Raw genomic sequence first — 26,977 nt, forward strand, 5'->3', positions numbered from 1 at the left:
GGAAAGGTCGCATCCGCCGGAGTATGTGCATCGTGAGTTCCAGACCGTTCCGCAAGGGAGCCCAGCAGATCAGCGAGGTGGCCAACGACCTGATCGATCCGGTGCTGGCCCGGCGCGCGGGAATCAACACGATGCTGCTCGGCTCCTGGGACGAGATCGCCGGCCATGCCTTTGCCGACTGCAGCCGGCCGGAGAAGATCACCTGGCCGCGCCGCGCCGCAGAGATGGCGGGCGAGGATGGCGGCCATCAGCCGGGCGTGCTGACGATCGCGTGCGAGGGCTCGCGCGCGCTGTTCCTGTCCCACCAGCAGGGTGAGTTGATCCAGCGCATCAATGGCTTCTTCGGCTTTCCCGCGATCCGCCAGGTCAGGATCGTGCAGAAGCCCGTCTCGCCGCCGGTCCGGCGTCGCGGCCCGCCGCGGCCGCTGACGGGGGAGGCGGCGCGCCACCTCGACCAGCTGACCGCGGACATCGAGGACGATGCGCTGCGGGCGGCGCTGAAGCGCCTCGGCACCGCCGTGCTCGGCAGGCAGAGGTCGCCGCGGCGCTGATTTGCGGTCACAAATCTTTGAAGAACACGGTATTGGCGGTGCTTGTTCGCGCCATGAAGCCGGTATATCCGGTCTGCCGAAACGACTTTTTCTTTGTCCCACAGGAGAGACCATGTCCCTTTCCGAATTGAGCCTTGCGAAGCGTCTTTTGGGCGGCGTCGCCGTTGCGGCCCTGGTTGTCACGCTAGCCGCCTGCAGCGACGAGAAGACGGAGACCGCCAAGGCTCCGGAAACCGACCAGACCGAAACGGCTGCGGCCGAGCCTGCCGCACCCGCCGCGGCCGGTGCTGCCGAGGCGCCCGCGGCTTCGACCGAGACCGCCCAGGCGCCTGCCGCCGAGGCGTCGCCGCCGGCGGCCGCCAAGGTCGACCTGCCCGAGGCCGATGGCGACGTCGACATGGCCAAGGTGCTCGAACCCGGCCCGCTGCCGGACATGGTGATCGGGGATGCGAACGCGCCCGTGACGATCGTCGAGTACATGTCGATGACCTGCCCGCATTGCGCCGCCTTCCACAACAACACCTTCGAGGCGATCAAGACCAAGTATGTCGACAGCGGCAAGGTGCGCTTCATCCTGCGCGAGTTCCCGTTCGATCCGCGCGCTGCCGCAGCCATCATGCTGGCGCGTTGCGCTCCGCCGGAACAGTTCTTCCCGATGGTCTCAATGTTGTTCAAGCAGCAGGAGCAGTGGGCGGCGGCGGAAAATGGCCGGGAGGCGCTCCTGCAGATGTCGAAACTCGCCGGTTTTACACAGGAGAGCTTCGAGCAGTGCTTGACGAACCAGAAACTTCTCGATGATGTGAACGCGGTACGCGAGCGCGGTGCCAAGGAATTCGGCATCGCATCGACGCCGACCTTCCTGATCAACGGCCAGCGCTATTCCGGAGACATGTCGGTTGACACCATGTCGGCCCTTATCGACAGCAAGCTTTGATCGCGACGTCGCACGCATCGCGGGCGCCGGCGAAAGCCGCGCGCCCGCTTTGTTGGTGATGGCAGAGGAGGGGAGTCGGCCCCTCGTGTGCGATCGATGAAGTTCACCAAGCTCCGTCTCCTCGGCTTCAAGTCCTTCGTCGAGCCGACCGAGTTTGTGATCGAGCGCGGCCTGACCGGCGTCGTCGGCCCGAACGGCTGCGGCAAGTCCAACCTGGTCGAGGCGCTGCGCTGGGTGATGGGCGAGAACTCCTACAAGAACATGCGCGCGTCCGGCATGGACGACGTGATCTTTTCCGGCTCCGGCAACCGGCCCGCGCGCAACACCGCCGAGGTCGGCCTTTTTCTCGACAACGCCGACCGCACCGCGCCGGCTGCCTTCAACGACGCCGACGAGATCCAGGTGACGCGCCGCATCGAGCGCGAGCAGGGCTCGGTCTATCGCATCAACGGCAAGGAGGCGCGCGCCAAGGACGTGCAGCTCCTGTTCGCCGACGCCTCCACCGGCGCGCGCTCGCCCTCGATGGTCGGGCAGGGCCGGATCGGCGAACTGATCCAGGCCAAGCCGCAGGCGCGCCGGCAGCTGCTCGAAGAGGCGGCCGGCATTTCCGGCCTGCATTCGCGCCGTCACGAGGCCGAGCTGCGGTTGCGCGCCGCCGAGACCAACCTCGAGCGCCTCGACGACGTCACCTCGCAGCTCGAGGGCCAGATCGACAGCCTGAAGCGGCAATCGCGCCAGGCGAACCGCTTCAAGATGCTGTCGGCCGACATCCGCCGCCACGAGGCGATGCTTTTGCACATGCGCTGGGCCCAGGCCAAGGAGGCCGAGGGCGAGGCGGAAAGTCAGCTGAACCAGGCAACCTCGCTGGTTGCCGAGCGTGCCCAGGCGCAGATGGAGGCGGCGAAGGCGCAGGCGGTCGCCAGCTTGAAGCTGCCGGAGTTGCGCGAGAGTGAGGCGCGGCTCGCAGCGGCGCTGCAGCGCCTGCAGATCGCCCGTGCGCAACTCGAGGAGGATGCCGGCCGCCTGCTGCGCCGCCGCGACGAGCTTGCCCGCCGGCTGGCCCAGCTGGCCGAGGACATATCGCGCGAGGAGGCGATGGTCGCCGACAACGCGGCGGTGTTGGAGCGGCTTGCGGCCGAGGAGGAGGAAATCGGCGACATTCTCGGCGAGGCCGACGACCGCGCTGCTGCCGCCCGCGAGGCGATGGATGAGGCCGCCGACCGCCTTGCCGGGAGCGAGCGGGTTCTCGGCGAGGTCACCGCCGAGCGCGCCGAGGCGCTGGCGGTGCGCAACCAGCTGGAAAAGACCATTCGCGACCTTGGCGACCGCCGGGCGCGACTGGCGCAGCAGTTCCTGAATCTCGAGGCCGAGATCGCGGCGATGGACGACCGTATCGCCGCCCTGCCGGATCCGGAACGCAAGCGGCAGGAGGTGCAGGACGCCGAGGCCGCGCTCGAAGACGCGGGCGAGCGGCTGGCGGAAGCGGAGGAGGCGCTCGAGGGCGCGCGGCTCGCCGAGATCGAGACGCGCGGCCCGGTCGAGACCGCGCGCGGGCAGCTGAACGCGGTCGAGACCGAAATGAAGACGATCCGGCGCATGCTGGAAGCGGGCGCCGCCGGCGGCTCCTTCGCGCCGGTGGTCGAGGACGTCCAGGTCGACCGGGGTTTCGAGACGGCGCTCGGCGCAGCGCTCGGCGACGATCTCGACTCGCCGGCCGACCCCGCCGCGCCTGCGCACTGGCGCTTCGCCGGCGACGGCGCCGCCGACGCGTCGCTGCCCGAAGGCGCCGTGCCGCTATTGTCCCATGTCCGCGCACCCGCGGTCCTGACGCGGCGGCTGCGCCAGATCGGCGTGGTCGGGGAGGAGGCCGAGGCGCTGGCGCTGCTCGCGGGCCTGGCCCCCGGCCAGCGGCTCGTCACCCGCGACGGCGCGGTGTTCCGCTGGGACGGCCATGTCACCGGCGCGGATGCGCCGAGCGCGGCCGCCCTGCGCCTGGCCCAGAAGAACCGCCTGCGCGAACTGGAGGCCGAGCTCGAGGCGGCGCGGTCTGCGCTTTCGCTTGCCGAGGCTGCGCTCACGGCCGCCGCCGAGGCGATCCGCGCCGAGACGCAGCGCCTGCAGATGGCCCGCGACGGCCAGAAGCGCGCCGCGCGCATGCTGGCCGAGGCGCGCGAGGGGCTCGACGCGGCCGAACGGGCCGCTGGAGAACTGATCCGCCGCCGCGCCGTGCTGGCGGAATCGAAGGTGCAGCTCGAAGGCCAGGTCGAGGAGGCCGCCGCCGCGCTGGAAGAGGCGCGGGCGACCCTTGAGGACGCCCCCGATGTGGCGGCGCTGGAGCTCCGGCTCGCGGCGCAGTCGGCCACCGTTGCCAGCGACCGCGCGGCCCTCGCCGAGGCCCGCGCCCTGCATGATGGCCTCGCCCGCGAGATGGCCGATCGCCGCCGACGGCTGACGACGATCGCCGCCGAGCGCGACACCTGGCGCAACCGCGCCGCCAATGCCGAGCGCCACATCGCCTCGTTGCGCGAGCGCGAGGCCGAGGCGCGGGAGGAGGCCGAGCGCATGGCCGAGGCGCCGGAGGAGATCGAGGAGAAGCGCCACGCGCTGATGGGCGAGCTGTCCCGCGCCGAGCAGGCCCGGCGTGCCGCCGCCGATGCGCTGCAGGCGGCGGAGAACCGCCAGCGCGAGGCCGATCAGGCGGCCGCGACCGCACTGTCGCAGCTTGCCGAGTCGCGCGAACGGCGCGGCCGTTCGGAGGAGCGCCTCGTCTCCGCCCGCGAGCGCCGCATCGACGGCGAGGCCCGCATCCGCGAGGCGCTGCACTGCGCGCCGCACGAGGCGCTGAGATTGGCCGAGCATCCCGCCGACAGGCCGCTGCCCGACCCGCGCGACACCGAGATCGAGCTCGACCGCCTGAAGATCGAGCGTGAGCGCCTCGGCGCGGTGAACCTGCGCGCCGAGGAGGAGCAGAAGGAGCTTTCGGAAAAGCTGCAGGCGCTCGTCAACGAGCGCGAGGACATCATCGAGGCGATCCGCAAGCTCCGCTCGGCGATCCAGAGCCTCAACCGCGAGGGTCGCGAGCGGCTGCTCGCCGCCTTCGACGTCGTCAACGCGCAGTTCCAGCGGCTGTTCACCCATCTCTTCGGCGGCGGCACGGCGGAACTGCAACTGATCGAGAGCGAGGATCCGCTCGACGCCGGCTTGGAAATCCTTGCCCGCCCGCCCGGCAAGAAGCCGCAGACGATGACGCTTTTGTCCGGCGGCGAGCAGGCGCTGACGGCGATGGCGCTGATCTTCGCGGTCTTTCTCACCAATCCCGCGCCGATCTGCGTGCTGGACGAGGTCGACGCCCCGCTCGACGACCACAATGTCGAGCGCTACTGCAACCTGATGGACGAGATGGCCGCCTCCACCGAGACCCGCTTCGTCATCATCACCCACAACCCCATCACCATGGCCCGCATGAACCGCCTGTTCGGCGTCACCATGGCCGAGCAGGGCGTGTCCCAGCTCGTCTCCGTCGACCTGCAGACGGCGGAGCAACTGCGCGAGGCCGTCTAGCCGGACCCGAAAGGCCGGACGGAACAAAACCCGTCGCCGGGCATTTCCCCAGCGCCAGCCGCGGGCTGCGCCAGCAAGGGGACAAGCATGAGCAGAAACGCACTTTACATGATCATCGGCGGCCTCATCGTCGTGGTGGCCGGCTTTTCCTACTACGCCTACCAGGAAGAACGGCAGCCGGACGGCATCGAAATCCAGCTCGGCAAGGACGGCGTCTCGGTCAAGGAGAACTGAACCGAGGGGCCGCGCGCCGCGCGGCGTGCCGTTCTTCAGCCGGATCTCGCCAGCTCCGGCGAGAGATGCAACCCTAAGGCGATTGCAATTTGTCAGTTCCGCTGCAAGCGTTGTCCTGGAGGGCGCGTATGAGGCAGGTCCGGGCGGGAGATGGTGCGCTGCAACATTTTGTCGCGCCCGTTTCGTTCCCATACCATGCCATATGCTGTAAATCTGTCATGAAAGACTGTTTCGGGGTGGAGAACAGCAATGCAGAAGTGGGTGTACACCTTCGGCGGGGGAAGTGCCGAGGGCAGCGCGGGCGACCGCAATCTTTTGGGCGGCAAGGGCGCGAACCTGGCCGAAATGTGCAATCTCGGCCTGCCGGTGCCACCGGGACTGACCATCGTCACCACGGCCTGTACCCACTACTATGAGAACGGCCGCACGATCCCCGACAGCCTGAAGGACGAGGTTCGCGCCGGTCTGCGCCGGATGGAGGAGGTTACCGGCCGCACCTTCGGCCACAACGAGCGCCCGCTGCTGCTGTCCGTCCGCTCGGGCGCCCGCGCCTCCATGCCCGGCATGATGGACACGGTGCTGAACCTCGGGCTCAACGACGACACGGTGCAGGCTCTCGGCCACGACGCCGGCGACGCACGCTTCGCCTGGGACAGCTATCGCCGCTTCATCCAGATGTACAGCGACGTCGTCATGGGCCTGGACCACGAAGTGTTCGAGGAGATCCTCGAGGACGAGAAGGCCAGGCTCGGGCACGAGCAGGACACCGAGTTGTCCGCCGTGGAATGGCAGCATGTGATCGCCCGCTACAAGGAGACGATCGAAGAGGAGCTCGGCGAATCCTTCCCGCAGGACCCGGAGGTCCAACTCTGGGGGGCGATCGGCGCGGTCTTCGCCAGCTGGATGAACGCGCGCGCGATCACCTATCGCAACCTCCACAACATCCCGGCCGACTGGGGCACGGCGGTCAACGTCCAGGCCATGGTGTTCGGCAATCTCGGCAACGCGTCCGCCACCGGCGTCGCCTTCACCCGCAACCCGTCGAACGGCGAAAAGGCGCTCTATGGCGAGTTCCTCGTCAACGCCCAGGGAGAGGACGTGGTCGCGGGCATCCGCACGCCGCAGAACATCACCGAGGAGGCGCGCATCTCCTCCGGCTCCGACAAGCCGTCGCTGGAAAAGCTGATGCCAGAGGCCTTCGTCGAGTTTTCCGGCATCTGCGATCGGCTCGAGGGCCACTACCGCGACATGCAGGACCTCGAGTTCACGATCGAGCGCGGCAAGCTGTGGATGCTGCAGACAAGGTCCGGCAAGCGCACCGCGAAGGCGGCGCTGAAGATTGCCGTCGACATGGCGGAGGAGGGGCTGATCACCCGGGAAGAGGCTGTCGCCCGCATCGACCCCGCCTCGCTGGACCAGTTGCTGCACCCGACGATCGATCCGCGCGCCCGCCGCGACGTCATCGGCGCCGGTCTGCCGGCCTCGCCGGGCGCCGCGACCGGCGAGATCGTCTTCACCTCGGAGGAGGCCGTGCATGCCGAGTCCGAGGGTCGCAAGGTGATCCTCGTCCGGGTCGAGACCAGCCCCGAGGACATTCACGGCATGCACGCCGCCGAGGGCATCCTGACGACCCGCGGCGGTATGACCAGCCACGCCGCCGTCGTCGCCCGCGGCATGGGGACCCCGTGCGTCTCCGGCGCCGGCACGCTCCGGGTCGACTTGCGCAATGAAATGCTGATCGCCCAGGGCGTGACACTGAACAAGGGCGACGTCATCACCATCGACGGTTCGTCAGGGCAGGTGCTGAAGGGCGCGATCCCGATGCTGCAGCCCGAACTGTCCGGTGATTTCGGGCGCATCATGGAATGGGCGGACGCGACCCGCCGGATGAAGGTGCGGACCAATGCCGAAACGCCGGCGGACGCGCGCGCGGCGCGCTCCTTCGGGGCCGAGGGCATTGGCCTCTGCCGCACCGAGCACATGTTCTTCGAGGACGAGCGCATCAACGTCATGCGCGAGATGATCCTTGCCGAGGACGAGGCCGGCCGGCGTGCGGCGCTCGCCAAGCTGCTGCCGATGCAGCGCTCTGACTTCCGCGAGCTGTTCGAGATCATGCACGGGCTGCCTGTGACGATCCGCCTGCTCGATCCGCCGCTGCACGAGTTCCTGCCAAAGACCGACGAGGAGATCGCCGAAGTCGCCGCGGCGCTCGCCTTCGACGCGGCGGAACTGCGCCAGCGCGTCGACGCCCTGCACGAGTTCAACCCGATGCTCGGCCATCGCGGCTGCCGCCTGGCGATCTCCTATCCCGAAATCGCCGAGATGCAGGCGCGGGCGATCTTCGAGGCCGCGGTCGCCGCGGCGCAGGAAACCGGTGCCGCGGTGGTGCCCGAGATCATGGTGCCGCTGGTGGGCCTGAAGGCCGAGCTCGACTACGTCAAGGAGCGCATCGAAGCGGTCGCCAGGGAGGTGATCACCGAGGCCGGCATGAGCATCGACTACCTCGTCGGCACGATGATCGAACTGCCGCGCGCGGCGCTGCGCGCCCACGTCATCGCCGAGTCGGCCGAGTTCTTCTCCTTCGGCACGAACGACCTGACCCAGACCACCTTCGGCATTTCGCGCGACGACGCCTCGAGCTTCCTTTCGACCTACATCCAGAAGGGCATCGTCGAGCGCGATCCCTTCGTCCAGCTCGACTTCGACGGGGTCGGGGAACTGATCCAGATTGCGGCCGAGCGCGGCCGCCGCACGCGCAGCGCCATCAAGCTCGGCATCTGCGGCGAGCATGGCGGCGATCCGGCGTCCATCCATTTCTGCGAGGAGGCCGGGCTCGACTACGTTTCCTGCTCGCCCTTCCGCGTCCCGATCGCGCGTCTGGCTGCAGCGCAGGCGGCCTACGCCGGGGGCAAGGCGACCGAACGGGAGGCCTGAGCGCGGGCCGTTACCAGCCGGGTCCGTACCAGGGCCGGTACCAGCCGAGTTCGACCGCGCTCTCGATCCGCCGTGCACGGGCGTTGGCGGCGCGGTTGAGGTCGATGCGCTGCAGGCAGTCGGCAAAGGCGGTGGTGCCGCGCTTGAAACCGTAGCCGCGGCATTGCTGCTCGTCGGCCGCGCGCTGCTGCTCCGGCGTCATTGTCTGGCAGCCCGCGGCGAGCACGGCGACGGCGGCGAGCAGGATCGGCACACGCATGTCCCGGTCTCCTTGCGGGGAGTTACGTCCTCTGCCGGGATATAGCGGTGGCGCCGGGATCGGCAAGCTTACTGCATGCGTTCGAGAACGCTGACGAACGAGTTTGCGAAGGCCTTGAGCCCGGAGGTCTCCTCGCGCGGGTCTTCCACGCGGATTTCCGTTCCGCTGCTGTCGAGCAGCGCGAACACGATCTTCAGGCCGTTGCCCGTGGCCTCGGGGATCCTGAGCGCGGCGATGCGCTGGCAGTTCTCCGCCAGGCCCGAGGCCGGCAGGTCGAACAGGAACTCGCCGCCAAGCGTCTTGGCCGCCCGGCGGATCGCTTCCGAAAAGCCGTCCTGCTCGACCGCAAAGCCGTCCAGCGACAGTTCCAGTTCGATCAGTTCGAGCGGCAGCGCCGATTCACCGGAGGGGGAGGGCAAGGCCAGCGGCCGTGCCTGCAGGGCGGCCATCGAAGTTGGCAACATTATCAGATCTCCTTCTGCCCGCCCGGCCGCAAGGTCGTTAACGAGCGTGTCATTTTTACGGCACGCAAGGAGATTCGCCCGCCCCGGTCCGGTTTCACCGATTTCCTCCGGCCGGATTGACGCCGCGCGGCCGAGGTTGTTCTGTGGGGACATGATGCGTCGCGGGGATGGCGAATTCCCCGCCGGCGAGCGAACGAGGACGGACCGATGGCGATGGTCATTCGCTACGAGCGACCCTTTTCCCATGCCGCCCACTGGGCGCGCCGGCTGGCATCCTTCGCGCTGGTGCTGTTTGTTGCCGCCGCCCTGTCGCACCGCTTCGGCCCGCTGACCACGCCGCATTTCCTCGTGCTCGGCGCCGTTGCCACCGGGCTCGCGCTGCTGGCGGTGGTGCTCGCCGTCTCCGGCCTGTGGCGCCTGTGGCAGGTCGGCGCGCGCGGCGGCAAGGCCGCGTTCCTGGCGTTGCTTCTGTCCGCGCTGCCGCTCTGCGTCGCCGGCCTTGCCGTCTACGCCTATTTCACCCGGCCGGTGATCTACGACGTCACGACCGACCCCTATGCCTCGCCCGCCTGGCTGAAGGTGCCGATCGCCGACCAGGACTTCCTGCCGCGGCCGCCGGTGACGGTGCAGGACCGGGAGGCCCAGGAGGGCGCCTATCCGGGCCTGACCGGCCGGCGCTACGAGGGTGCGCTCGACCGCGTGCTGCAGGGCGTGCGCACCGTCGCCGAGGAGCAGGGCGTCGTCTTCACCGCCGAGAGCGGGCTGGAGAACGTGATCGCCGATCTCGAGGACCTGGTGGTCAGGCCGGAGGCGGCCGAGGGCGAGGCCGAAGCGGGCCCGATCGCCGCCGTCCCGGTGCCCGTCGAACGGCCGATCGAGCGCGGGCTGCTGCCGGCGACCGGCGGGCCGAGCGACGTGCTGCTGCAGGGAGAGTGGCGTTCGCTCGTGTTCGGCTTCCGCTTCGACGTGGCGGTCCGGCTGCGCGAGGAGGAGGAGACGGCGCTGGTCGACATGCGCGTCGCCTCGCGCTACGGCCCGCACGACCTCAGTCTGGGGGCGGCCTTTGCCGAGCGCTACCTCAAGGCGCTCGACGCCGAGCTGCTCGGCATCGCCGGCGACTGATCCCGGCGCCCGGCCGCGGGTTCAGGCCGGCAGGTAGAGGCCCCGCAGTGACGGCGGCCCCTCGGTGGCGACCTCGCCGCGCTCGACCAGGTCCTCCAGATGCGCCAGCACCGACAGCGCCGCCGCCCCGTGCAGGCGCGGATCGGTGTCGCGGTAGATCACCTTCACCATGTCCGCGATCAGCCGGTCGCCCTTGTGGATGCGTTCGCGCACCGCCCGCTCGCGCATCCTGCGATGGGTCCGAAGCGCGCGCACGAACGACGCGGGCTCCGCCACCGGCCCGCCGTGGCCGGGCAGGTAGAGCCGGTCGTCGCGCGCCAGCAGCATGTCGAGCGAGGCCATGTAGTCGGCCATCGCGCCGTCGGGCGGGGCGACGATCGATGTCGCCCAGGCCATCACGTGATCGGCGGAGAACAGGATGCCGGTGCCCTCCAGCGCGAACGCGGCATGGTTGGCCGTGTGCCCCGGCGTCAGCAGCGCCGTCAGCGACCAGCCGTCGCCGCTCACCCGGTCGCCGTGGCCGAGCGCGACGTCGGGCGAGAATTCGCTGTCCGCGCTTTCGGCGAACGGGTTTTTCTCGCCGGCATGGAGCGGGCGCGCCGGCCGGTGCGGCCCCTCGGCGACGATCATCGCGCCGGTCTCCGCCTTCAGCCGGCGCGCCAGCGGCGAGTGGTCGCGGTGGGTATGGCTGACGGCGATGTGCGTCACCTCGCGCCCTCTCAGTGCCTGCATCAGGGCGGCGAAATGCGCCTCGTCCTCCGGCCCCGGGTCGATCACCGCGACCGAGCGGTCGCCGACGATGTAGCTGTTGGTGCCGTGGAAGGTGAACGGGCCGGGATTGTTGACGGTGATGCGCTGCACCTGTGCGGCCACCGGCACCGCCGTGCCGTGGGCCGGCTGGAACTCGAGGTTGAAGGCGGGAGAGGTGCTTTTCTTCACGGGGACCTGTTCTCGTTGCGGCATCGGCTGCTGCCCGGCCGGCCTGACCGGCGCCTGGCGCAGGCCTGTGGCGGGGGCAGTCGCAGCGATCCATACGCCGACCGCCGGACTTGCGCAAAATAAACTTTGCCGGATGGAACTTAGGCATTGTCGGCCCGGGCGAGCTTTGCTATCAGGCTCCCGCCTGTCGGGCGCGAATTTCGCCCGCGCGTTGGGGCGTCGCCAAGCGGTAAGGCACCGGTTTTTGGTACCGGCATTCCCAGGTTCGAATCCTGGCGCCCCAGCCATCGCTCCCTTTCAAGTCGGAGTAACGGTATTCCAGCTCTTCGAAGTTGGCTGGGAATCGAATTCGGGGCACCGTCGTACAGGTTGTCTTGCACGACGGTCGTACACACTGTCCGAACGGGTTCGTCAAACCATGGCGGCGATCGGAAGCGTCACGCCACGCCGCCCCAAGAGCGGGCGAGTTTCGGTCGTTTGTCAAAGTTGCGCCGGCCAGAGCCCCGCAAGAATGAAGAGCCGTCGGCGAAGACCTGGTGTATGTTAGGCGACGGCATCCGTCGCACGTGGGGATCGTCATGGTCGGTTCGCCAGCAACTGCCACCCTTGTCCTCAACGACAAGGTTGTCGTCGACCTGGAAGGCGAGACGCTCCGTCTTGACGACGGCGGCGCAATCGCCCTCAGGCCGCAGGCCTTTGCGGTCCTTCGCCACCTCGTCCAGAACGCGAACAGGCTGGTCAGCAAGGCCGAGCTGCTTGAAGCCGTCTGGGGCGGCGCCGCCGTCACCGACGACAGTCTCGTTCAATGCATCCACGAGATCCGGCGAGCGCTCGGCGACGAGCGGTATGCGGTCCTGGCCACCGTCTCGCGGCGGGGCTACCGCCTGTCGCTGGAGCGCAGCGACGAGAGTGCGTTCTGCGGGCCTTCGATCGCCGTCCTGCCGTTCGCCACCATGGGCGGCGACGAGCCCAACGACTACTTCGCCGATGGCCTGGTCGAGGATATCATCACCAACCTCTCGAAGATCCCGGGTCTGTTCGTCATCGCACGCAATTCCTCCTTCGGCTTCAGGGGCGAGAAGGGCGATCTGCGCACGATTGCCGCCGAACTGCGCGTTCGCTACCTGCTGCAGGGCAGCTTGCGGCAGTCCGGGGGGAGGCTGCGGATCAATGCCCAGCTTGTCGACGGCGCCTCCGCCACCAATGTCTGGGCCGACAGGTTCGAGGGCGCGGCGACGGACGTGTTCGATCTCCAGGATCGGTTGACCGAGCAGATCGTGGGCTCGATCGAACCGAGCGTCCGCCGTGCGGAAATCGAGCGTGCCCGCCGCAAGCGGCCCGAAAGTCTGGATGCGTACGATCTCTACCTTCGGGCCCTGCCGCACACGCACGCGAACACGCCCGTCGAGACCGACAAGGCCCTGCAACTGCTGGCGCGCTCGATCGCGCTTCAGCCGGATTATGTCGCAGCGCATGGCTATGCCGCATGGTGTTACGAGCAGCGCTACCTCCGCAACGGGTTGGATCCCGCCGACAAGGCGGCCGCACTCAGCCACGCCGACATTGCCCTGGGCATCAACAGCGACGACCCGCAGGCGATGAGCATCGGTGCGTTCGTCCGCGCCAACCTCACCCGGGACTACGACGCCGCTATCGAGGTGCTCGACCGGGCTCTCGCGTTGAACAACAATTCGGCCCTGGCATTCGGCTTCAGCGCCTTGGTCGGCGCCCACAGCGAGCGACACCAGCGGGCGGTGGAACATGCGCACAAGGCGCTGCGGCTGAGCCCGCTCGACGATCCGCTGAGCTACCATCCCTACTGCGCGCTCGCCCTGACCCACCTCTTTGCCGGCACCTTCGCCGATGCAGCCAGATACGCCGCCCTGGCGGTCCGGGCAAATCCCGGCTTCAGCATCCCGTACGCCTATCTGGCGGCCAGCCATGTCGGCCTCGGCAATGTCGAAGCCGCGCACTCCGCGGCACGACGACTGATCGAGGTGGCGCCGAACTTCTCGGTCGGCGGCTACGTGCGAACGAACCTGTTTCAGCCGTACTTGATGGACGCGCTGGCAGCGGCCTTGCGAACGGCAGGGCTTCCCGAATGATCCCGGCCAGCGCGGCGCAAACTCCGCGTCAGGGGCGGCGCTGTCACACGCCGCCGGTCGCCTATCCGTTGGACGCATGGACCAGTCGAGCAGCGATGTGAACAACATCTGCATCATTTCGAAGGGCCCCTCGGGGCCAGCCTGCAACGCCCTGCCGAGCCAAGCGAGATGCCCGACAGGCTGCCACGCGGCAACCGAATGCTCGTCTCAGCCATCGGCGGCAGGCAGGGCGCCAAGATAGAAGTCGGCAGACCGCTTCCGGAGGCGCAACGCTTCCAGACGTCCATTGCGCATCTCCCGCCTCGGTCGACGTCGAGTGCGCGGGCGGCGATGTCGGCAAATGCTTTCCGACAGAGCCGGGCAAAGGTGCCGATCGCGGAAATATCGTCGTTTGATCGGCGTCCGTTCGTTACATCCGGCAGGACCGCGCTCACAATTGCCGGCGGATCTGCAACCTGCCGTCCCCGGAACAGCAAAGATGAATCGCGCGTTGTGCCTCTCAGCTATCCTATCGGCGCTGTCGTGCTGGAATGGTGCTACCGCCCACGACACCGGGTCGGGATGGATCTATCCGCCCGCTTGCTGCCGAGGAGACAAGGAACGAGGCGATTGCCAGAAAATTCCCAGTACCAGCGTGAGCACCGGTCCGGACGGTTACGGAGTGCTGCTCAATCCGGGCGACCATCACCTCGTCACAAAGCGACACTTCTTCCAGATCCCCTACGGTGACACCATTCCGTCCGGGGACAATCATTTTCACATTTGCCTGCACCCCACCGAAGACCACGCGAACTGCTTCTTTGCCCCTCCTTACGTATATTGATTTGCGCGGCATCGGGACGCGCCGCTGAAATGCCGACCAGAGCTACAGTTGAGATGCGCTCCTGCTCGTGTCGAGCGTTCGCACGATTGGCGACGCCGCCAGGATCGGTCGCGTTGCGGCTTGCCCGACGCAGCTTGCGTCCTTGCGACAGTCGCTCTCGGCGAGGCGGCAATCGTCGCATGTTTCAGCGCGCAGAGGTAGCAGGCCGCTCCGGATTGCCAGCGCGACATGTCAAGCAGATCGGCGACCCACTCGGCGCCGTCGTGCGCCAGACCCGAAGGGTGATTTGCAGGCCGGTTGCGGTCTCAGTTCGAGGCCGGCTGCCAGCCGGCGGCCAGGGCCTGGTCCTCGCTGCAGAACCACTGCTCGCCCTCTGCCGGGCGGATGCGAATCGCCGAATAGCGGTCCTGGCCGGGCAGATAGTAGCTGCGCGTGCCGGTGACCTGATCGATGTTGCCCTTGATCTGGCAATTTTCCACCGCGGCCCGGAAGGCGGTCACCAGGCCGGCGCCGCTGAGGCTGTCGAAGGTGGCGAACACCAGCCCGGCAATGGCCAGGCCGGTCAAGGCTGACACAAGCGGCAGGTTGCGACGTTGCTCCTGCCTATGCTCGGCAAATTTCGGGTGCATCATACTCCCTCCAGCATCGCTTCGATCATCGCGCCAGAACCTTGCCGCCGGCTTAAGAAACACCCGCATCAAAGCATGAAAGAAAATGCTAACGTTTTAACGATTGGTTTCCGCGACAGGCCTTGGCGCGGCGCTCGCGCGCAAGGCGCCGATGCCCGCAGCGGTCGCTGGCGGGGCGGTGGGTCGAGGCGGCTTTAGTGGGGGCGGCGAACAGGGGCGGGGTTTTTCCCCGGCCATGCACCGGGCCGGTCAGGCGCCGGCAGGTCCTGCCGCGTCGAGCACCTTCTCGCAGTGCGACGGGCCACCCTTCGGATCCTTCGGATCGACGACGGTGCGGATCTTGCGGATCGTGTAGTCGCCACCGACGCTGAGTTCGACCTGGCAGGTGCGGCGGTTGATGAAGCCGCCGCGCCAGGTGTAGAGCGTCTGCCCGTCGCTGCCCTGGATGTCGCGCACCGGCGGACCGTAGGCGGCAAAGAACGTGCCCGCCGACCGGCCGAGCCACCGCGTCTCCAAAGCACTGGCCGGAACGGGATCGGCGATGGTGGTGCATCCGGTAACGGCAAATGCGAGTGCTGCCAGGGTTGCTATGCGGAGGGTCATGGGGCCAAATCCTCGGGGCGTTGTGCGGTCGACATCCGGCTCTTGGGAGCTTGGGTCGTGCTCTAGCGCAGGCGGGGCAAAAGAAAAGCGGCTTCATCGCGGAGATGCGATTTGTCCAGCTTCGCGAGCCGGGCTTTCGACCGAATTGCAACACTTTTGCCCTGTGACATGATCGCGGCCGGCGCCGGCGCCACGGGTACCGGAAGGTATGCTTGCCGAACGGGGGAAGGCTCGCTAACGATAGGACGCCATGAGTATTGAATCCGTTCGCAATTTCTTCGCGGCGCATGCGCCCGACATCGAGATCCTGGAGACCGAGGAAAGCTCGGCCACGGTCGCGCTTGCCGCGGCCGCCCACGGCGTGGCGCCCGAACAGATCGCCAAGACCATCTGCCTGCGCGTCGGCGACGACGCCATGCTGATCGTTGCGAGCGGCACGGCGCGGCTCGACAATCGCAAGTTCAAGGACCACTTCGGCGGCAAGGCGCGCATGCTCGATGCCGGGCAGGTGGTGGCGCTGACCAGCCATCCGGTCGGCGGCGTCTGCCCGTTCGGACTGCCCTCGGCGATCCCGGTCTATTGCGACGTCTCGCTCAGGCCGTTCGCCGAGGTGGTGCCGGCGGCGGGGGCGACCAACGCCGCCGTGCGCATCGGCACGGAGCGGATGGTGGCGCTTGTGGGCGGCAGCTGGGTCGACGTCTGCCAGTAGTGTCCGCCGAAGGGATTGCTTCGTCGCCGCAGGCGTTCCGGAGCGCGCGTTGTGCCTGATTGTGGTAGGTTATCCCGATGGACAGCAGTAGCGATGACTTCTTTCGCACGCTTGCCGGCTTCTCCGATTTCGAGGGCGTGGCCGATCCGGGCCACTTTCATCCGCTACCCGAGGGCTGGGCGCTCGTGCTCGCCGACATCGTCGATTCCACCGGCGCCATCGAGGCCGGCCGCTACAAGGCCGTCAACATGGCCGGCGCCAGCGTCATTTCCGCCGTGCTGAACGCGATCGGGCAGCACGACCTGCCCTTCGTGTTCGGCGGCGACGGCGCGCTGGTGGCGGTGCCGCCATCGCAGGTGGAAGCGGCCCGGGCCGCCCTTTCGGCGGTCCAGCGCTGGTCGCAGGAGGAACTCGGACTCGACATGCGCGGGGCCGTCGTTCCGGTCGACACCATCCGCGCCGCCGGACAGGACGTTCGCGTCGCGCGCTTCCAGGTGAACGAGTTCGTCGCCTACGCGATGTTCGCCGGCGGCGGCTCGGCCTGGGCCGAGCGGCGGATGAAGGAGGGACACGAGGTCAACCCGCTGGCGCCGCCGGGCGCGCGACCGAACCTTGCGGGCCTCTCCTGCCGCTGGAACCCGATCGCCGCCCGGCATGGGGCGATCGTCTCGGTCATCGCGGTGCCCGGCCCCGGCGGCAGCGACGACGCCTTCCGCGCGCTGACCTCCGAGATCGTTGCGCTCGCCGCGCGCACCGAGCGCGCCGGCCATCCGGTCAGTGTCGAGGGCCTGACCCTCGGGATCGACCCGCTCGCCCTTGATGTCGAGGCGCGGGCGGCGGTGCCGGCCGGCCGGCGGTTTGGCCGCAAGGCCTTCATCATGCTGCAATACCTGTTGATGCGGGCGCTCCTGGCCTTCGGCATCAACTTCGGCGCGTTCGATCCGAAGCTCTACCGCCGCGATCTCGTTGCCAATTCCGACTTCCGCAAGTTCGACGACGGGCTGAAGATGACGCTCGACATCGAACCGCAGCGGCTGGCCGCGCTCGAGGCGCGGCTGGCCGAGGCGCAGCGGCTGGGCATCTGCCACTACGGCCTGCACAGTCAGGACTCGGCGCTGATGACGTGCCTTGTCCCGACGACGGTGCTCAACCGCGAGCACGTGCATTTCATCGACGGCGCCTCGGGCGGCTATGCGCTCGCCGCCGCCAAGCTCAAGGCGTCGCTGAAGGCCGCGGCGGTGGCGGCGCAACCCTGACAGGGCACTGCAGACGGCGTCGCGGGCCGGCTATTCGCCGACAAGCGCGCGCGTCAGTGGATGGGCCGGATCCGTCAGCCCGTCGATGACGTTAAAATGGTGCCTGTCCGGCTCTTCGACACTCGCGGTCGTGGCGCCCAGCCCCGTCCAGACATTGGCGAGAAGTGCGCTCTGGCGGCGGAATTCCGCACGCTCCGCACCGCCGACCCAGCAGGTGAGCCGCGCGTCCGGCATCGGCCGCAGCAGCGCCGGACTTTCCGCCAGGGCCTCGGCCTCGTCGATCGCCAGCGTCGCGTTCATCGCCGTCGCCATCAGCGGCCGCAGGTCGTGCACGCCGGAGATCGAGACCACGTGGCGGATGCGGGTGCGCAGGTCCGGCGCCAGCGGCGAGCTTTCGCACACCATGCGGCTGACGAGATGGCCTCCGGCCGAATGGCCGGCCAGCATGACCGGCCCTGCGACCTCGGCCGCGGCGGCGGTCACCGCGGCGCCGATCTCGGCGGTGATGCCGGCGATGCGGCTCCCCGGACAGAGCGTGTAGCTCGGCAGCGCCACGGCATAGCCGCGCGCGACGGGACCGGCCGCAAGGTGCGACCAGTAGCTGTTGTCGAAGGCCATCCAGTAGCCGCCGTGGACGAAGACGACGAGGCCCTTGGGCGGGCCTTCCGGCAGGAACAGGTCGAGGCGCTGGCGGCTGCCCTCGCCGTAGGCGCGTGCCAGCCGTGCCCGACCGGCGGACGAGAGCAAGCCGCGGTACGCCTCCGCCGGCGCGATCCAGGCCGCCGGCCAGCGTTCGCCGCCGGCGATGTGCGCCTGATTGCTGTAGGCGTCGCTCCAGTCCTCGATCCGGTACCCGAACATGGTCTCCTCCCGCATGTCTCGCTCGTCTATACGGCCGCGGCGTGGGCGGCGGTAGCGGGCGCTGCAAATTTTTCGCCGGGAGGGTTCAGATCGGCGCGAAACTGTGGTCAATGCGCAAGGACGAAGAGGGCGCGTCCGTGGCCTGTCCCGGCGCGGGATGCGGCCGGGGGAGGGGCTGAAGCCACCCGCCGCGCCGCCAGGGAGAGCACGATGACCGAACCATATGATCCCGAACGGGAAGGCGCGCAGATGTCGTTCAAGGGGCGCATGTCCTACAGCGACTATCTCCAGCTCGAGAAGGTGCTGGACGCCCAGACGCCGCTGTCGAGCGCGCATGACGAGATGCTGTTCATCGTCCAGCACCAGACCTCGGAGCTGTGGATGAAGCTGGCGCTGCACGAGATGCGGGCGGCGCTGGCGGCGGTCCGGGCCGACCGGCTGGACGTCGCCTTCAAGATGCTGTCGCGCGTGGCCCGCATCTTCGAGCAGCTCAACAGCGCCTGGGACGTGCTGCGCACCATGACGCCGAGCGAGTACACCGAGTTTCGCGATGCCCTTGGGCAGTCCTCGGGCTTCCAGTCATGGCAGTATCGGGCGATCGAGTTCCTCGCCGGCAACCGCAACCTCGCCATGCTCGGCCCGCACCAGCACCGGCCCGACCTGATGCAGGCGCTGGAGGCGATCCTCGCCCAGCCCTCGCTCTACGACGAGGCCATTCTCCTGCTCCAGCGCCACGGCTTCGATATCGGTGCCGACGCGGCCCGCAGCGACTGGCGCGAGACGCGCAAGGAGAACGAGGCGGTGCTTGCCGCCTGGCAGGCAGTGTACCGCGACCCGCAGCGCCACTGGATGCTCTACGAACTGGCGGAGAAGCTGGTCGACTTCGAGGACTATTTCCGTCGCTGGCGCTTCAACCACGTCACCACCGTCGAGCGGGTGATCGGCATGAAGCGCGGTACCGGCGGCACGGGCGGCGCCTCCTATCTGAAGAAGATGCTGGAGGTGGTGTTGTTCCCGGAACTGTGGAAGGTGCGAACGGTGCTTTGAGCGCTGCCTGAAGGGCCGGAATCGGCCTGTGAGCTATTCCGTCCAGGCGCTTGAATCGATTCCGTTTGCCGTCATTTGCCCGGCGCCGTTCTGCCGCTCAGCTCGCGACCGCGACGGTGAGATCGGCGGCGCCCTCCTCGGAATGGGCGTAGACGTCCATGGTGTAGCCGATGTGCTCTGCCATCAGGCGCTGTGCGCGGGTCACGTCGCGGTCGAGCGCGGCCTCCATCAGCGCGGTGTGGTGGGAAAGCCCCATCGCTTCCCGCAGCGCCGCCATTGCGGCCTCGTGCCCGTCGCTCCGTCCCGCGGCCGCGCGCAGTGTCGGCGCCAGCCCGAGGAAGCGATGGTGCCGGCGCAACTGGTCGGAGATCGTGTTGCGGAACCGCAGCAGCCAGTTCGACGTGGCCGCGCCGACCAGGGCCGCATGGAAGGCTTCGTGTTTCTCGTCCCAGTCGTCGAAGGCGGCGGCGTCGGACGGGTCCTCGGCCGCGGTCCTGCAGCGCGACAGGCGAAAGTGCGCGGTGACGAGCGTCTCTTCCCAGGCGTTGTCGCCACGCGCAAGCGACTCGATCAGCAACGGCACCTCCACCACCATGCGGGCGCGCACCAGGTCTTCCAGCTCGCGCCGCGAGACCGGCGCCACGGCAAAACCGCGGTTGCTGACGGCGGTGACCAGCCGTTCCGCCTCGAGCCGCGACAGCGCCTCGCGCAGCGGCGTCCAGCCGAGGCCATAGGTCTCCTTCAGCGAGCCGAGCTTGAGCGAGGCGCCGGGCGGCAGCCGCGTGGAGAGAATGTCGCGCCGCAACAGCCGGTAGGCCTCTTCCGTCTTCGTCTCGCTTGCCGCCTCGCGCATGGTTCCTCCGGTCGGGCGTCGGTTCGAATATATATAATTGGCTAGGTTGCCCGAAATATATATCATCTGCAAATGTCCTTTGGATTATATATCGGCATTTGACAGCGCTGGCGCCCCCGCTATGATCGCCGCAGATCGCGGGCCCGCCGCGGCTTTGTCATGTGGAGGAAAAGATGTTGAAGTCGAAATTCGGTTGGCTGTCCGGGATCGTCCTGGCCGGCGCCCTGATGGCTGCGGGCTCCGCCGCGGCAGACCCGATTCGCGTCGGTATCGCCAACTTCGGCGAGCATCCGCAGCTGAACGCCTCGATCGCCGGCTTCAAGAAGGCCATGGCCGACAACGGCTTCGTCGAGGGCACGGATGTCGTCTATAGCGAGAGCCACACCAACTTCGACGCCTCGCTCGTGCCGCAGATGATCCAGAAGCTGCAGTCCGAGCAGCCGAAGCTGATCTACACCATCACCACCCCGGTCTCGCAGATTGCCAAGAAGGCGCTCGCCGGCTCCGGCATTCCGGTCGTCTTCGCCGCCGTCACCGATCCGGTCGCGGCCAAGCTCGTCCCGTCGTGGGAAGCCGGGGACGAGGGCATGACCGGCGCCACCGACCTGCAGGACGTCGGCGCGGTGATGGAGTTCGCCAGGAAGATGGTTCCGGACGCCAAGCGCATCGGCATCCCCTACAATCCGGGCGAGGCCAATGACGTCGCCCTGCTCGAGAAGGTCAAGGAAGCCGCCCCGGAGGCCGGTTTCGAGGTCGTCGAGGTCGGCGTCGACAACGTCAACGACATCCAGCAGCGCATCGCCTCGCTCGCCGGCAAGGCGGACGTGATCTATACCCCGGCCTCCAACCTGCTGCAGCCGGCGATCGCCGCCGTCGCCGCCGCCGCCCGCCAGGCCGGCATCCCGATCGTCAACTCCGACGATGGCGCCGTGCGCAACGGCGTCGTCCCGGCCAGCTTCGCCGTCAACTACGACCAGGTCGGTCTGGCCGCCGGCAAGATCGCCGCCGAGATCCTGAAGGGCAAGGACCCGAAGGAGATCCCGGCCTGGCGCCCCGCCTATGAGGACCATGCGCCGCTGGTCAACAAGGACGTGCTGAAGGCCTTTGGCGCCGACCTGCCGGCCGCGCTCGACGAATGCAACTGCTTCGTCAACTAAAGAACTGAAAAGACTTCATGAAATGCTCGACGGCGCCCTCGCGGCGCCGTTGCCACACAGGGAGAAACGGATGCTCGAAATCCGATCGGCTCGAAAGACCTTCTACCGGGGACAGCCGGATGAAAAGGTCGCGCTCGACGGCCTCGACCTCAAGCTCGCCACCGGCGAGTTCGGCGTCGTCATCGGCTCCAACGGCGCCGGCAAGAGCAGCATGCTGAACGCCATTTCCGGCGCGCTGCTGCTCGATTCCGGCAAGGTCCTGATCAACGGCGACGACGTCACCGACATGCCGGTGCACAAGCGCGCCGCCCGTCTCGCCCGCGTCTTCCAGGACCCGATGAAGGGCACGGCGGCCAGCATGACGGTTGCCGAGAACATGCTGCTGGCCGAGCTCCGCTCCTCCCGGCGGACGCTGCGGCCCGGCCTGAACGCCGCCCGGCTCGCCGCCTACAGGGAGCGGCTGTCGGTGCTCGGCCTCGGCCTGGAGAACCGGCTCGACACCCGCGTCGACCTGCTGTCCGGCGGCCAGCGCCAGTCGCTGTCGCTGATCATGGCGGTCGGCGGCCAGCCGGAGGTGCTGCTGCTCGACGAGCACACGGCGGCGCTCGACCCACGCACCGCCGACATCGTCATGCAGGCGACCGTGCGCGCCGTCCAGTCGCTGAAGCTGACGACCCTGATGGTGACGCACAACATGCAACACGCCGTCGACTTCGGCGACAGCGTGATCATGCTCGACGCCGGCAAGGTCCGCCTCGAGATCACCGGCGAGGAGAAGAAGCGCTCCACCGTGGCCGACCTTGTCAGCCACTTCGCCGTGAAGACCGACCGCATGATTTTGGCGAGCTGACGACCATGGATTTCCTTCAGACCACGCTCACCAGCTTTCTCGGGCTGATCCCGGTCACGCTGGCGCAGAGCCTCATCCTCGCCTTCGTGGTGCTCGGCATCATGATTCCGTTCCGCATGCTGAATTTTCCCGACCTTACCAGCGAAGGCGCCTTTCCGCTCGGCGGCTGCGTCTGCGGCGTGCTGCTGGCGGCCGGCGTCGCGCCGTTGCCGGCGATCCTGGTCGCGCTGCTGGTCGGCTTTCTCGCCGGCTGCTGCACCGCCTTCATCCACCTGCGCTTCCGCATCCACACGCTGCTCGCCGGCATCCTGATGATGACGATGCTCTACAGCATCAACCTGCGCATCATGGGCAAGTCCAACCTGTCGGTGTTCGGCGCGCCGACCCTGTTCGACGCCGTGCCGTTCCTGCAGCCCGGCTTCCCGGCGGCGAAGATCGCCGTGGCCGGCCTGATCGGGGTGATCGTCTTCCTGCTGCTCGACTACTTCTTCAAGACCGAGAAGGGCACGGCCGTGCGCGCCGTCGGCGCCAACCCGGACATGGCCGAGGCGCAGGGCATCAACGTCTGGGCCGCGACCATCGGCGGCGTCGGGCTGGCGAGCGCGTTCTCGGCCACCGGCGGCGCGCTGATGGTGCAGTCGCAGGGCTTCGCCGATGTCAACATGGGCATCGGCATCCTCATCAACGGCCTTGCGGCGCTGATGATCGGCGAGGCCATCGTCGGCAAGAAGACGGTGCTGCGGCAGCTGCTGGCGCCCTTTGTCGGCGCGGTCGTCTACTACCAGCTCGTTTCGCTCTGCCTTGCCGCCGGCATGCCGCCGCCGGACCTCAAGCTCGCCACCGGCCTGTTCGTGCTCGCCATGCTGGCGCTGCCGAGCCTGAAGCGCAGCCGCGGCCCCGCGCCGGCCCGCGAGACCATGCGCGAATAGCCTGCCCAGGCCCGGGCCGGCAGCGGCCCGGGCGCCGTGACACCGTTTACTTCAGAACGCCCAGGGCCTGCGGACGGGCGCGTCGCAGGCAAGCGGCAACACAGGATTGCGACCATGACCGGAACCATTGATGCCGCCGCCGTCGACGCCATGGACGCGGCCGACCCGCTGCGCCACCACCGCGCGCAGTTCACCCTGGCCGACGGCCTGATCTATCTCGACGGCAACTCGCTCGGCGCGGCCTCGCGGGCGGCCTTTGCCGAACTGGAGACGGCGGCGAAGGAAGAGTGGGGCCGCGACCTGATCAAGAGCTGGAACACGGCCGGCTGGTTCCAGCTGCCGATGGAACTCGGCGACCGCGTCGGCCGGCTGATCGGCGCCGGCGCCGGGCAGACGGTCGTCTGCGACACCACCTCGCTCAACATCTACAAGGCGCTGCATGCAGCGCTCGCCCTGCGCCCCGGGCGCCGCGTTGTCGTCGCCGAGGCCGGCAGCTTCCCGACCGACCTCTACGTCGCCGAGGGCGTGGCCTCGACCCGTCCCGGCACCGAACTGCGCCTCGAGGGCGTCGACGGCGGAGCGATCGAAGAGCTGATTGACGAGGACGTCGCCGTCGTCCTCGTCAATCACGTCAACTACAAGAGCGGCGAGTTGCGCGACATGGCCGCCCTGACGAAGCGGGCGCACGCGGCCGGCGCCCTGGTGGTCTGGGACCTTTGCCACAGTGCCGGCGCGCTGCCGGTCGACCTTGACGGCGCCGATGTCGATTTCGCCGTCGGCTGCACCTACAAGTACCTCAATGGCGGGCCCGGCGCGCCTGCCTTCGTCTATGCCGCCCGCCGCCATCACGACCGGATCACCCAGCCGCTCAGCGGCTGGTGGGGTCACGCCCGGCCGTTTGCCTTCGAGCAAAGCTTCGCCGCCGGCAGCGGCGTCGTCCGCTTCCTCTGCGGCACCCAGCCGGTCCTGTCCCTGCGTGCGCTGAAGGGCGCGCTCGACCTCTGGGACGGGGTCGACATGGCGGCCCTGCGCGAGAAGAGCCTGGCCTTGACGGATCTCTTCATCCGGCTGGTGGAGGAGAGGTGCGGGCGCTATGGCGTCGAGCTGGAAACGCCGCGCGATCCGGCCCGGCGCGGTAGCCAGGTCTCGTTCGCCCATGACGGCGCCTACGCGATCATGCAGGCGTTGATCGAGCGCGGCGTCATCGGCGATTTCCGCGCGCCATCGACGATGCGCTTCGGCTTCACCCCGCTCTATGTCGGCTATCGCGACGTGTTCGAGGCGGTCAACGTGCTGGAGGAGATCCTGCGCACCGGCCTGTGGCGCGACCCGCGCTTCGCCGTGCGCGGCGCGGTGACCTGAGCCCCGTTCTGGCGGCGGCGCGATGCCGCGTCATTTCGCCATGATGTTGGTGTTTCCTCGTCGCATGGGCGCCGGCGAAGGAGGCTGTGCATGCGGTTTGTGGGTGCGATCCTGACCATGCTTGCGACCATCGCCGCCCCGCAGCAGCCCGCACGGGCGCACAGCTTTTACGAGGTCGAATGCTGTTCCGGCCGCGATTGCATGCCCGTCCCCGAGGGCGAGGTGAAGGCGACCAAGGAAGGCTGGCTCGTCAAGACCACCGGCGAGATCATCAAATACAACAGCTGGCCGGTAAAGCTTTCGCCCGACGGACGTTTCCACCGCTGCGCGGGCCTCGGCGATTTCGGACCGAATGGCCGGACGCAGTGCCTCTACGTGCCCAATTTCGGAGAGTGACGCTGTCGCCCCCGCGGCTCCGTGGCGACCGGGCGCGAAGGGTCCGGCCGCTGCCGCCGGCGGAGCGACAGTGTGCGCATGATCGACGGCGCGCGGAAACGCCCAATCGATGCTCTGCGGCGGCCCGCAGGAGCGACCGACCGGCAGAGAACGACAATTTGGGGCAGGATTAGCGCTTTGCCAGTTCCTCAAGTTCACGACGCGTGATGGGTTTGGCGATCGAGGTTCCGGCGGGCGTGTGGCGGTAGCGGAAATCGGCACGGTTCGGCAACTCGAGAGCCTGCCTTATATTCATGATCCCAACAGGCACCGGCCCGCCGGCGCGAGCCGCGGTTACCTCTACAATCCGTTCCATGGCTGCTTCTCCCTGTTGCGCGGACCATGGCAACAGTTCGCGACGATTTGATGACGCGGTCAGCCTCAAAAGGGCATTCTCGGAAAAATGTCGCCACGGCCGCCGCGCCCGGGAACGGCCCGCGCACCACCGCAAAAGCGCGTCGCCGCGAAGTGCAGGGAAGGGCGTCCGGGTATGCCATTGCAGCCGCCGCGCTTCCCGCGCCACGACCGCCACCTGGTCGGCTGCCAGCCACAGCACGGCTGGGCCCGGACGAACCCGCCTTGGATCAAGCTAGCGTCTCGTAGCCAAACTGGTTGAAATCGAAGGCGAATGCGCGATCGATGACTTGCCGCGTTTGTTCGTCGTAATAGTCGGAAAAGTGTCTGTCCCGATGGCGCCTTGCCTCGGTTTTCCACCTGGGCATGATGTCCGGATCGACGGCGACGCCAATCGTGTCCCCGAAGGCTTTCAGGTCTTCCCGAAGACTCTCCTGCTTGATTACCGTCGCGTCGAGAAGGCGCTTTCCAATTCTGTAGAATTGCGCATCAGTATTGAGATTGGGGCGCATCCGGAGCCAATCGGAAAATAGCTGCCGGGCTGAATCGAAGTCGTCGCCCACCCTGTGCTTCGTGCTCATGGGCATCACATGCCAGAACCAGGAGACGACTTTGTCGTACGGGTTCCTGACGACGTAGATCTTTCGGTAGGAGTTGAACGTCTTGGAGCCAAGCCAGGTTTCGATCTCGGACGCAGATGCGTGGGCATTGATCCCGTCCGGAAGGGATACCCCGCCCGCCCGCGCTGCGACGATACCGAATTCTGACCTGATCTCGTCCTGGGTGTGCTGTGGTTCGTGTCCTGGTGGGGTGCAGTAGCGCTCTAGAAGGCCCTCGACACTCGTGCTGGCGGTTTTCCTGGTCTTCAAATAGATGAACTTATGGGTGGCATGGAATGCCTCTCATGGTTGCGGGTCCAGAGAAGGCAGCAAAAATCATACTTGTCACATTCAATCAAGGGGTGTGTTCGACAAAAAAGCAACTAAATGACGGGAAAGTCCACGCGAACCGCCTCGGAACGCGGCTCCTTGCCCGATTCCCGCCAGAAATCATGGATTGCAAATCGCTGCGATCCGTTTCAACTGTCTCAACCTGTGCGATCATGTGGGGTGGATATGTTTGCGAGTTTCATAAAGCGCTTCTCTCGGGAACCGGCGCCAAAATTTCGGAACGAGCTGTCCGAGCAGAACCACATCATCGATCATGGCGCGGCTTCAATCAGGGGGCGGCTCTACGGACGCCCCGACAGTCGCGGCAATACGGTTTCGTTCGGCGCGAACACGAAATTCGAGGGAAAGATCAATATCAGGGGCAACAACAACCGGGTGCATATTGGTGACGACTGTACCTTCAAGGGCATCATCGTCGTGAAAGGGAACAGGCAGACCGTCTCGTTCGGCGATCATTCGACCGCGGCCGATGTCTACATTCTTTGCCAGGAGCGCTGCGATGTGCATATCGGCAGGTGGTGCATGTTCTCGCGCAAGATCGAGATACGAACGACGGACGCGCATTCGGTGGTCGACCTGTCGTCGGGCAAGCGTCTGAACCGCCCGGAAAGCATCGTTATCGGCGATCACGTCTGGATCGGCGTGGGCAGCGTCATCAGCAAGGGGGCGCAGGTTCCAGCGGACTCGATCGTTGGTGCAATGTCGTTCGTGAATGCCAGGTTCAGCAGGAGCAACGTCATCCTCGCCGGCGTGCCGGCCCGTGTCGTGCGGGAGGGGATCACCTGGAACCGCGCCACCAAGCCGTCATTTTCCGAAGCAGACCTCGGCTACTGGAAGTGACCCCGTTCCCAGGGGCATAGTTCGTTTGGTGGCGGCCGGATTCTCGACGAGGTCGGAACAGGCGGAATGGCTTCCATCTGTAGCCGGCCGAACTCGGCATTCACATGGTGGGCTTCATTCCTGCCGGCGGTTTCTCGCGCGCCGCGCTGGAAGAGGGCAAGTCTCGCGGATGCGCTGTCCGCGCGCGGCGGCAAACGGGCCGGCGGTGGTGGAAAG

At 67.6% G+C, this 26,977-nt stretch carries 25 protein-coding genes, 1 tRNA gene and 1 pseudogene; 18 read left to right on the top strand and 9 right to left on the bottom strand.

The window, feature by feature from the left end; genetic code table 11:
- The first annotated feature begins 32 nt into the window (after positions 1-32).
- From ACXAGF_RS04905 to ppdK, 5 genes are all read left to right on the top strand, one after another.
- Positions 33-551, top strand: coding sequence for a DUF721 domain-containing protein (locus tag ACXAGF_RS04905; protein WP_475014933.1), 519 nt, complete (start codon positions 33-35; stop codon positions 549-551).
- A gap of 112 nt (positions 552-663) precedes the next feature.
- Positions 664-1,485: a DsbA family protein gene (locus ACXAGF_RS04910; protein ID WP_475014935.1), complete on the top strand. Its 822-nt coding sequence runs from the start codon at positions 664-666 to the stop codon at positions 1,483-1,485.
- A gap of 96 nt (positions 1,486-1,581) precedes the next feature.
- Positions 1,582-5,046, top strand: coding sequence for a chromosome segregation SMC family protein (locus tag ACXAGF_RS04915; protein ID WP_475014936.1), 3,465 nt, complete (start codon positions 1,582-1,584; stop codon positions 5,044-5,046).
- Between the two features lie 87 nt (positions 5,047-5,133).
- Positions 5,134-5,280, top strand: a complete 147-nt coding sequence (locus tag ACXAGF_RS04920; protein ID WP_475014938.1) for a hypothetical protein — start codon at positions 5,134-5,136, stop codon at positions 5,278-5,280.
- A 249-nt stretch (positions 5,281-5,529) separates the two neighbouring features.
- Positions 5,530-8,214 carry a pyruvate, phosphate dikinase gene (gene ppdK, locus ACXAGF_RS04925; protein WP_475014939.1) on the top strand — a complete coding sequence of 895 codons (2,685 nt, stop codon included), beginning with the start codon at positions 5,530-5,532 and terminating at the stop codon, positions 8,212-8,214.
- 10 nt (positions 8,215-8,224) lie between these two features.
- Here the strand turns inward: ppdK and ACXAGF_RS04930 are convergent, their stop codons facing one another.
- Positions 8,225-8,473 carry a hypothetical protein gene (locus tag ACXAGF_RS04930; RefSeq protein ID WP_475014941.1) on the bottom strand — a complete coding sequence of 83 codons (249 nt, stop codon included), beginning with the start codon at positions 8,471-8,473 and terminating at the stop codon, positions 8,225-8,227.
- Positions 8,474-8,541: 68 nt separating this feature from the next.
- The gene (locus ACXAGF_RS04935; protein WP_475019210.1) at positions 8,542-8,922 is read right to left on the bottom strand and encodes a hypothetical protein; all 381 of its coding nucleotides are present in this window, start codon (positions 8,920-8,922) and stop codon (positions 8,542-8,544) included.
- Between the two features lie 228 nt (positions 8,923-9,150).
- On the opposite strand from ACXAGF_RS04935, the gene ACXAGF_RS04940 reads away from it, so the two are divergent.
- Complete coding sequence (locus ACXAGF_RS04940) at positions 9,151-10,059, top strand: DUF1499 domain-containing protein (RefSeq protein ID WP_475019211.1); 909 nt, start codon at positions 9,151-9,153, stop codon at positions 10,057-10,059.
- A gap of 21 nt (positions 10,060-10,080) precedes the next feature.
- Here ACXAGF_RS04940 and ACXAGF_RS04945 read toward each other — a convergent pair whose 3' ends face one another.
- Positions 10,081-10,998, bottom strand: coding sequence for an MBL fold metallo-hydrolase (locus tag ACXAGF_RS04945; protein WP_475014942.1), 918 nt, complete (start codon positions 10,996-10,998; stop codon positions 10,081-10,083).
- A 212-nt stretch (positions 10,999-11,210) separates the two neighbouring features.
- On the opposite strand from ACXAGF_RS04945, the gene ACXAGF_RS04950 reads away from it, so the two are divergent.
- The 3 genes from ACXAGF_RS04950 to ACXAGF_RS04960 all read left to right on the top strand — a co-directional run bounded on the left by ACXAGF_RS04950 (position 11,211) and on the right by ACXAGF_RS04960 (position 13,926).
- A tRNA-Gln gene (locus ACXAGF_RS04950) sits at positions 11,211-11,285 on the top strand.
- Positions 11,286-11,576: 291 nt separating this feature from the next.
- Complete coding sequence (locus ACXAGF_RS04955; protein ID WP_475014943.1) at positions 11,577-13,103, top strand: winged helix-turn-helix domain-containing tetratricopeptide repeat protein; 1,527 nt, start codon at positions 11,577-11,579, stop codon at positions 13,101-13,103.
- A 478-nt stretch (positions 13,104-13,581) separates the two neighbouring features.
- Positions 13,582-13,926 carry a hypothetical protein gene (locus ACXAGF_RS04960; RefSeq protein ID WP_475014944.1) on the top strand — a complete coding sequence of 115 codons (345 nt, stop codon included), beginning with the start codon at positions 13,582-13,584 and terminating at the stop codon, positions 13,924-13,926.
- A gap of 305 nt (positions 13,927-14,231) precedes the next feature.
- Here the strand turns inward: ACXAGF_RS04960 and ACXAGF_RS04965 are convergent, their stop codons facing one another.
- Both ACXAGF_RS04965 and ACXAGF_RS04970 read right to left on the bottom strand, forming a co-directional pair.
- Complete coding sequence (locus tag ACXAGF_RS04965) at positions 14,232-14,558, bottom strand: sunset domain-containing protein (RefSeq protein ID WP_475014945.1); 327 nt, start codon at positions 14,556-14,558, stop codon at positions 14,232-14,234.
- A 246-nt stretch (positions 14,559-14,804) separates the two neighbouring features.
- The gene (locus ACXAGF_RS04970) at positions 14,805-15,158 is read right to left on the bottom strand and encodes a hypothetical protein (protein ID WP_475014947.1); all 354 of its coding nucleotides are present in this window, start codon (positions 15,156-15,158) and stop codon (positions 14,805-14,807) included.
- Between the two features lie 250 nt (positions 15,159-15,408).
- Here ACXAGF_RS04970 and ACXAGF_RS04975 point away from each other — a divergent pair, with 250 nt between their 5' ends.
- Together ACXAGF_RS04975 and ACXAGF_RS04980 are read left to right on the top strand one after the other, a co-directional pair.
- Entirely contained in the window at positions 15,409-15,867 is a 459-nt protein-coding gene (locus tag ACXAGF_RS04975) for a YbaK/EbsC family protein (RefSeq protein WP_475014948.1), read from the top strand.
- 77 nt (positions 15,868-15,944) lie between these two features.
- A complete protein-coding gene (locus tag ACXAGF_RS04980; protein WP_475014950.1) occupies positions 15,945-17,123 on the top strand; it encodes a DUF3095 domain-containing protein in 1,179 nt (392 codons plus the stop codon).
- A gap of 30 nt (positions 17,124-17,153) precedes the next feature.
- On the opposite strand, the gene ACXAGF_RS04985 is transcribed toward ACXAGF_RS04980, so the two are convergent.
- Positions 17,154-17,984, bottom strand: a complete 831-nt coding sequence (locus ACXAGF_RS04985) for an alpha/beta hydrolase (RefSeq protein ID WP_475014952.1) — start codon at positions 17,982-17,984, stop codon at positions 17,154-17,156.
- A gap of 210 nt (positions 17,985-18,194) precedes the next feature.
- Here ACXAGF_RS04985 and kynA point away from each other — a divergent pair, with 210 nt between their 5' ends.
- Positions 18,195-19,031, top strand: a complete 837-nt coding sequence (gene kynA / locus ACXAGF_RS04990) for a tryptophan 2,3-dioxygenase (protein WP_475014954.1) — start codon at positions 18,195-18,197, stop codon at positions 19,029-19,031.
- Positions 19,032-19,128: 97 nt separating this feature from the next.
- Here the strand turns inward: kynA and ACXAGF_RS04995 are convergent, their stop codons facing one another.
- Positions 19,129-19,884 carry a GntR family transcriptional regulator gene (locus tag ACXAGF_RS04995; RefSeq protein WP_475014955.1) on the bottom strand — a complete coding sequence of 252 codons (756 nt, stop codon included), beginning with the start codon at positions 19,882-19,884 and terminating at the stop codon, positions 19,129-19,131.
- 173 nt (positions 19,885-20,057) lie between these two features.
- Here ACXAGF_RS04995 and ACXAGF_RS05000 point away from each other — a divergent pair, with 173 nt between their 5' ends.
- The 5 genes from ACXAGF_RS05000 (at position 20,058) to ACXAGF_RS05020 (ending at position 24,578) form a co-directional block, all read left to right on the top strand.
- Positions 20,058-21,041 (top strand): ABC transporter substrate-binding protein, encoded by a 984-nt coding sequence (locus ACXAGF_RS05000; protein WP_475014957.1) that lies wholly within the window; start codon positions 20,058-20,060, stop codon positions 21,039-21,041.
- A gap of 70 nt (positions 21,042-21,111) precedes the next feature.
- The gene (locus ACXAGF_RS05005; RefSeq protein WP_475014958.1) at positions 21,112-21,891 is read left to right on the top strand and encodes an ABC transporter ATP-binding protein; all 780 of its coding nucleotides are present in this window, start codon (positions 21,112-21,114) and stop codon (positions 21,889-21,891) included.
- A 5-nt stretch (positions 21,892-21,896) separates the two neighbouring features.
- Positions 21,897-22,820 (top strand): ABC transporter permease, encoded by a 924-nt coding sequence (locus tag ACXAGF_RS05010; RefSeq protein WP_475014959.1) that lies wholly within the window; start codon positions 21,897-21,899, stop codon positions 22,818-22,820.
- Positions 22,821-22,934: 114 nt separating this feature from the next.
- The gene (gene kynU / locus ACXAGF_RS05015; protein WP_475014960.1) at positions 22,935-24,182 is read left to right on the top strand and encodes a kynureninase; all 1,248 of its coding nucleotides are present in this window, start codon (positions 22,935-22,937) and stop codon (positions 24,180-24,182) included.
- 90 nt (positions 24,183-24,272) lie between these two features.
- Complete coding sequence (locus ACXAGF_RS05020) at positions 24,273-24,578, top strand: hypothetical protein (RefSeq protein ID WP_475014961.1); 306 nt, start codon at positions 24,273-24,275, stop codon at positions 24,576-24,578.
- Positions 24,579-24,747: 169 nt separating this feature from the next.
- On the opposite strand, the gene ACXAGF_RS05025 is transcribed toward ACXAGF_RS05020, so the two are convergent.
- Both ACXAGF_RS05025 and ACXAGF_RS05030 read right to left on the bottom strand, forming a co-directional pair.
- Positions 24,748-25,173 (bottom strand): hypothetical protein, encoded by a 426-nt coding sequence (locus tag ACXAGF_RS05025; protein WP_475014962.1) that lies wholly within the window; start codon positions 25,171-25,173, stop codon positions 24,748-24,750.
- Between the two features lie 28 nt (positions 25,174-25,201).
- Positions 25,202-25,849: pseudogene (locus ACXAGF_RS05030) on the bottom strand (sulfotransferase family 2 domain-containing protein); the annotation flags it as partial.
- A 108-nt stretch (positions 25,850-25,957) separates the two neighbouring features.
- On the opposite strand from ACXAGF_RS05030, the gene ACXAGF_RS05035 reads away from it, so the two are divergent.
- Entirely contained in the window at positions 25,958-26,761 is an 804-nt protein-coding gene (locus tag ACXAGF_RS05035; protein ID WP_475014963.1) for an acyltransferase, read from the top strand.
- Positions 26,762-26,977 lie beyond the last annotated feature (216 nt).

Source organism: Mycoplana sp. ABR4_002 (genome assembly GCF_056159645.1).